Here is a 1075-nt window from a genome sequence, read left to right as displayed (position 1 = left end):
GCCGAGGACCGCGACACACAGTCACCGCACCGGCTCGAAGGACTCAACCCGCCACAGCAGACGTTCCGTCACACCGGGCTCAATGACTGTGTCCGGGGCGGCCGCTACAGCTCGAACTCCAGGTGCTCGATGTCCGTGAAAGCGCACCTCCTCCCGGCTGCCGGCGGCGGCCGCCGTCCTGGAAATACACCTCCCTGAGCGCGTCAGCGGTGATCTCCTGGAGGCGGGCGTCACCGGCGCCCTGCTCCTGGGCCTCCGTCCGGCCTGGCACGGCGGCGGCCGCGTGTCCGCATGGAGCGGGAAGGGTGCCTGGGGTGGCGTCGAGAGGCTCGTGCCGGCGTCCAGGGCCTCGGTCGGGCTGCGCGGGCGGAGCGATGCCTGTGCAGCCGGGTGGAGTTCAGACGGTGAACCGGTGCGTGCCGGAGCCGACGCGGAACACCTGGCAGCCCTCCTCATGGTTCGAAGCGTCCGTGCCGGTGCTTCCACCGGCTGCCAGACCGGCCCCCGTACAAAGGTGAGTGTCGCCCGTGCCTCGCTGATGCCGCCGCCGGGACGCGGGCGGACGACGACCTCGCGGTAGCCGGGCCGGCCCGGGGCGATCCCCGCGATGTGGGCGTACATCCACTCGCCCACCGAGCCGTAGGCGTAGTGGTTGAAGGAGTTCATACCGGGGTCCTGGAAGGCGCCGTCGGGCCACAGGGAGTCCCAGCGCTCCCACATCGTCGTCGCGCCGTGGTCGATCTGGTAGCCCCAGCTGGGGAAGGTGCGCTGGGTGAGCAGCCGGTAGGCGATGTCGGTGTGTCCGGTGTCGGTGAGCACGGGCAGCAGCCGGGGGGTGCCGAGGAAGCCGGTCGACAGGTGCCAACTCAAGGATGCGGGAGCCGTCCGGCTCGTGGCCCTCGTCGAGGCCCGCGACCTCGTCGGTTACGAGGCCCATGGACAGGGCGAGGACGTACGCGGTCTGTGTGTCGCCCTTCACCCGGCCCGCGGTGTCGATGCAGGCCCGCTGGAAGGCGTCCCGTATCCGCCCGTGCAGGTTCTCGTGGGGTGCCGGGTCCCGGCCGAGTTCGTGTGC

General features: G+C 71.3%; 1 pseudogene. It reads right to left on the bottom strand.

What is annotated here, in order from left to right:
* Positions 1 to 397: 397 nt before the first annotated feature.
* A pseudogene (locus LPA54_RS32825) lies at positions 398 to 1075 on the bottom strand (alpha-L-rhamnosidase C-terminal domain-containing protein); the annotation flags it as partial.

The sequence above is a fragment of the Streptomyces sp. DH12 genome (assembly GCF_020873895.1).
Lineage (GTDB): Bacteria > Actinomycetota > Actinomycetes > Streptomycetales > Streptomycetaceae > Streptomyces.
This window is presented reverse-complemented; position numbering and strand designations above follow the sequence as displayed.